A 5,360-nucleotide genomic window follows, 5' to 3' on the forward strand; every position below is an offset into this window, starting at 1 on the left:
AAGCGAAGAGATATAAGAAGAGCCGCGAGGGGATTCGAGAAGTTCATTAAAGAGATGTCATTTATAAGCGTAGCGAGGTAAAACAGTACGGAATCAAAGTACATGATACCGGAGCTATTTTTTAAGTTTGATTCTAACTAGACAATATATAATTAGAATAGACTATTATTAATTTAAGTTAAGAATGGTCAGTGTTCAAACAACAACATTTTACAATGGAGAGTTTGATCCTGGCTCAGGATGAACGCTAGCGGCAGGCCTAATACATGCAAGTCGAACGAGATTAAGGGGCTTGCTCCTTATGAAAGTGGCGCACGGGTGCGTAACGCGTATGCAACCTACCTTAATCAGGGGGATAGCCCGAAGAAATTCGGATTAACACCGCATAAAATCACAGGACAGCATTGTCCAATGATCAAATATTTATAGGATTAAGATGGGCATGCGTGTCATTAGCTAGTTGGCGGGGTAACGGCCCACCAAGGCGACGATGACTAGGGGATCTGAGAGGATGGCCCCCCACACTGGTACTGAGACACGGACCAGACTCCTACGGGAGGCAGCAGTAAGGAATATTGGTCAATGGAGGGAACTCTGAACCAGCCATGCCGCGTGCAGGAAGACAGCCCTCTGGGTCGTAAACTGCTTTTATTCGGGAATAAACCTACTTACGTGTAAGTAGCTGAATGTACCGAAGGAATAAGGATCGGCTAACTCCGTGCCAGCAGCCGCGGTAATACGGAGGATCCAAGCGTTATCCGGATTTATTGGGTTTAAAGGGTGCGTAGGCGGCTTATTAAGTCAGGGGTGAAAGACGGTGGCTCAACCATCGCAGTGCCCTTGATACTGATGAGCTTGAATACACTAGAGGTAGGCGGAATGTGACAAGTAGCGGTGAAATGCATAGATATGTCACAGAACACCGATTGCGAAGGCAGCTTACTATGGTGTGATTGACGCTGAGGCACGAAAGCGTGGGGATCAAACAGGATTAGATACCCTGGTAGTCCACGCCCTAAACGATGAATACTCGCTGTTAGCGATATACAGTTAGCGGCTAAGCGAAAGCGTTAAGTATTCCACCTGGGGAGTACGCCCGCAAGGGTGAAACTCAAAGGAATTGACGGGGGCCCGCACAAGCGGAGGAGCATGTGGTTTAATTCGATGATACGCGAGGAACCTTACCCGGGCTTGAAAGTTAGTGAATTATCCAGAGATGGATAAGTGAGCAATCACACGAAACTAGGTGCTGCATGGCTGTCGTCAGCTCGTGCCGTGAGGTGTTGGGTTAAGTCCCGCAACGAGCGCAACCCCTATGTTTAGTTGCCAGCACGTTAAGGTGGGGACTCTAAACAGACTGCCTGTGCAAACAGAGAGGAAGGAGGGGACGACGTCAAGTCATCATGGCCCTTACGTCCGGGGCTACACACGTGCTACAATGGATGGTACAGAGGGCAGCAAGCTGGCAACAGCAAGCGAATCTCAAAAAGCCATTCACAGTTCGGATAGAGGTCTGCAACTCGACCTCTTGAAGTTGGATTCGCTAGTAATCGCGTATCAGCAATGACGCGGTGAATACGTTCCCGGGCCTTGTACACACCGCCCGTCAAGCCATGGAAGTTGGGGGTACCTAAAGTATGTAACCGCAAGGAGCGTCCTAGGGTAAAACCGATAACTGGGGCTAAGTCGTAACAAGGTAGCCGTACCGGAAGGTGCGGCTGGAATACCTCCTTTCTGGAGTAGGTCAGACTACTCGCTACGCTGAATGATATAAATGGCAGATCAAAAAAAAGACAACCCATAGGATGAAGCATCAATTAGTGCTCCATACTGCAGTATAGACATATAGTCCCGTAGCTCAGTTTGGTTAGAGCACTACACTGATAATGTAGGGGTCAGCAGTTCAAATCTGCTCGGGACTACATATATATTCTAAGGGGGATTAGCTCAGCTGGCTAGAGCGCCTGCCTTGCACGCAGGAGGTCAACGGTTCGACTCCGTTATTCTCCACCATCACCGGTACTTGATACAAAAGGTACGTAAATAGGGGCATTAATGTTCCCGGGATCGAAAAGTTCTTTGACATATTGGAAGAAGTTAAAAAAGAAGAGCAAACAACAATAGAGACGTTGTTAGCTTATCGGGTATTGTTTAAGCAATTAGACATTAACCGAGGAGATAACGACATATCAAAAAAAGCATTTCTGTATGCGCAAAAGGGTACAGAAAGAAGAAAGTAAATAAGAGCACACAGGGGATGCCTTGGCTCTCAGAGGCGATGAAAGACGTGATAAGCTGCGATAAGCTACGGGGATTAGCAAATATGAATTGATCCGTAGATTTCTGAATGGGGAAACCTGGCTAGTTGAAGACTAGTCGTACAATGTACGCAAACCTGCCGAACTGAAACATCTAAGTAAGCAGAGGAAGAGAAAATAATAATGATTTCCTAAGTAGTGGCGAGCGAAAGGGAAAGAGCCCAAACCAGGCTTGTTACGGCAAGACTGGGGTTGTAGGACTACGATGTGGTATAACAAAATGAAGTGGAACAGGATGGGAAGCCTGGCAATATACGGTGATAGCCCGGTACACGTAAGTAATGTTAACCTAGTAGTATCCTGAGTACCGCGAGGTCGGAGACGCCTTGTGGGAATCTGCCGGCACCATCCGGTAAGGCTAAATACTCCTGAGAGACCGATAGTGAACCAGTACCGTGAGGGAAAGGTGAAAAGAACCCCGAACAGGGGAGTGAAATAGAACCTGAAACTGTGTGCTTACAAGCGGTCGGAGCGTCCAGGTGGCGTGACGGCGTGCCTTTTGCATAATGAGCCTACGAGTTACTCTTCTCTGGCAAGGTTAAGTGTTTAAGACACGGATCCGAAGCGAAAGCGAGTCTGAATAGGGCGTATAGTCAGGGGAGGTAGACGCGAAACCTTGTGATCTACCCATGGACAGGTTGAAGGTGCGGTAACACGTACTGGAGGACCGAACCGATAAACGTTGAAAAGTTTCCGGATGATCTGTGGGTAGGGGTGAAAGGCTAATCAAACTGGGAAATAGCTCGTACTCCCCGAAATGTTTTTAGGAACAGCGTGGTGGTTAAGTTATCTAGAGGTAGAGCTACTGATTGGGTGCGGGGGAGTCAAATCCTACCAAATCCAGACAAACTCCGAATGCTATTTAATATACACTGCAGTGAGGCGCGGGGTGCTAAGGTCACGCGCCGAGAGGGAAAGAACCCAGACCATCAGCTAAGGTCCCCAAGTTACAGTTAAGTTGAACTAACGAGGTCCGATTGCACAGACAGCTAGGATGTTGGCTTGGAAGCAGCCATTCATTTAAAGAGTGCGTAACAGCTCACTAGTCGAGCGATCGGGCATGGATAATAAACGGGCATCAAATTGTACACCGAAGCTATGGGATTGAAATATATCGGTAGGGGAGCATTCCAGCGGCGGCGAAGGTATGACGTAAGTTGTGCTGGAGCTTCTGGAAAAGCAAATGTAGGCATAAGTAACGATAAGGCAGGCGAGAAACCTGCCCACCGAAAGGATAAGGTTTCCTGATCAACGCTAATCGGATCAGGGTTAGTCGGGGCCTAAGGAGAACCCGAAAGGGATATTCGATGGACAACGGATTAATATTTCCGTACTTTTTATAACTGCGATGTGGGGACGGAGTAGTGACACTGCCGCGATCTGACGGAATAGATCGTTGAAGGCTGTAGGTATAGGACTGGTAGGCAAATCCGCCGGTCTTGCTAAAGGCTGATAGTACAGCAAACCTTCGGGGGCGTTGATAGTGCAGGTAATCAGACTTCCAAGAAAAACCGCTAAGCTTCAGGTTATAAAAACCCGTACCGCAAACCGACACAGGTATCCGGGAAGAGAATTCTAAGGTGCTCGAGTGAATCATGGCTAAGGAACTCGGCAAAATGGCCCTGTAACTTCGGGAGAAGGGGCGCTGGTAGCAATATCAGCCGCAGTGAAAAGGCCCAGGCGACTGTTTAACAAAAACACATGGCTTTGCAAAATCGAAAGATGAAGTATAAGGCCTGACACCTGCCCGGTGCTGGAAGGTTAAGAGGGGATGTTAGTCGCAAGGCGAAGCATTGAATCGAAGCCCCAGTAAACGGCGGCCGTAACTATAACGGTCCTAAGGTAGCGAAATTCCTTGTCGGGTAAGTTCCGACCTGCACGAATGGTGTAACGATCTGGGCGCTGTCTCAGCCATGAGCTCGGTGAAATTGTGGTCCCGGTGAAGACGCCGGGTACCCGCAACGGGACGGAAAGACCCCATGCACCTTCACTACAATTTAACATTGACATTGGATACAGGATGTGTAGGATAGGTGGGAGACTATGAAGCGGCGTCGCCAGGCGTCGTGGAGTCAACGTTGAAATACCACCCTTTCTGTATTCGGTGTCTAACTTCGCTCAGCGAAGGACATTGTTTGATGGGTAGTTTGACTGGGGTGGTCGCCTCCAAAAAGGTAACGGAGGCTTTCAAAGGTAAGCTCAATACGCTTGGTAACCGTATGAGGAGTGCAATAGCATAAGCTTGCTTGACTGTGAGGCATACAAGCCGAGCAGGGTCGAAAGACGGATATAGTGATCCGGTGGTTCTGCATGGAAGGGCCATCGCTCAAAGGATAAAAGGTACGCTGGGGATAACAGGCTGATCTCCCCCAAGAGCTCATATCGACGGGGAGGTTTGGCACCTCGATGTCGGCTCGTCACATCCTGGGGCTGGAGAAGGTCCCAAGGGTTCGGCTGTTCGCCGATTAAAGTGGCACGCGAGCTGGGTTCAGAACGTCGCGAGACAGTTCGGTCCCTATCTGTTGTGGGCGTAGGAATTTTGAGTGGGGCTGACCTTAGTACGAGAGGACCGGGTTGGACTAGCCTCTAGTGAATCTGTTGTTCCGCCAGGGGCATTGCAGAGTAGCTACGCTGGGAATAGATAAGCGCTGAAAGCATCTAAGTGCGAAACTAGCCACGAGATGAGAATTCCATATAGGACCGTAGCAGACTACTACGTTGATAGGTTACAGATGTAAAGGTGGTGACATCAAAGTCGAGTAATACTAATCATCCGAAGCTTTCAAAAGCAGAACGTTGTTTGCTTTTCTTAACTAACTTCTTTCAATAATATGTCATTTGTTTAGTAACAATCGAAAGATATGCGACTGAATATTTAAAAATATTTAGGTGCCTATATCGGTGGTGTCCACCTCTTCCCATTCCGAACAGAGAAGTTAAGCCCACCAGAGCCGATGGTACTGCGGTAACACGTGGGAGAGTAGGTCGGTGCCAAATCTTAAAGAAAGCCTGTAGCCATAAACTACAGGCTTTTCTTGTTTA

At 48.3% G+C, this 5,360-nt stretch carries 2 tRNA genes and 3 rRNA genes; all 5 read left to right on the forward strand.

Annotated features, from left to right (window positions below):
- Positions 1 to 212 precede the first annotated feature (212 nt).
- Positions 213 to 1,734, forward strand: a 16S ribosomal RNA gene (locus ABIE26_RS26465).
- A gap of 113 nt (positions 1,735 to 1,847) precedes the next feature.
- Positions 1,848 to 1,922 (forward strand) — tRNA-Ile (locus ABIE26_RS26470).
- A gap of 14 nt (positions 1,923 to 1,936) precedes the next feature.
- Positions 1,937 to 2,013: transfer RNA gene (locus ABIE26_RS26475), tRNA-Ala, on the forward strand.
- A 217-nt stretch (positions 2,014 to 2,230) separates the two neighbouring features.
- Positions 2,231 to 5,106: ribosomal RNA gene (locus ABIE26_RS26480) — 23S ribosomal RNA — on the forward strand.
- 97 nt (positions 5,107 to 5,203) lie between these two features.
- Positions 5,204 to 5,315, forward strand: a 5S ribosomal RNA gene (gene rrf / locus ABIE26_RS26485).
- Together the 16S, 23S and 5S rRNA genes with 2 tRNA genes alongside form the textbook arrangement of a ribosomal RNA operon.
- Positions 5,316 to 5,360 lie beyond the last annotated feature (45 nt).

Origin of the sequence: Pedobacter africanus (assembly GCF_040548825.1) — a bacterium.
GTDB lineage: Bacteria > Bacteroidota > Bacteroidia > Sphingobacteriales > Sphingobacteriaceae > Pedobacter > Pedobacter africanus_A.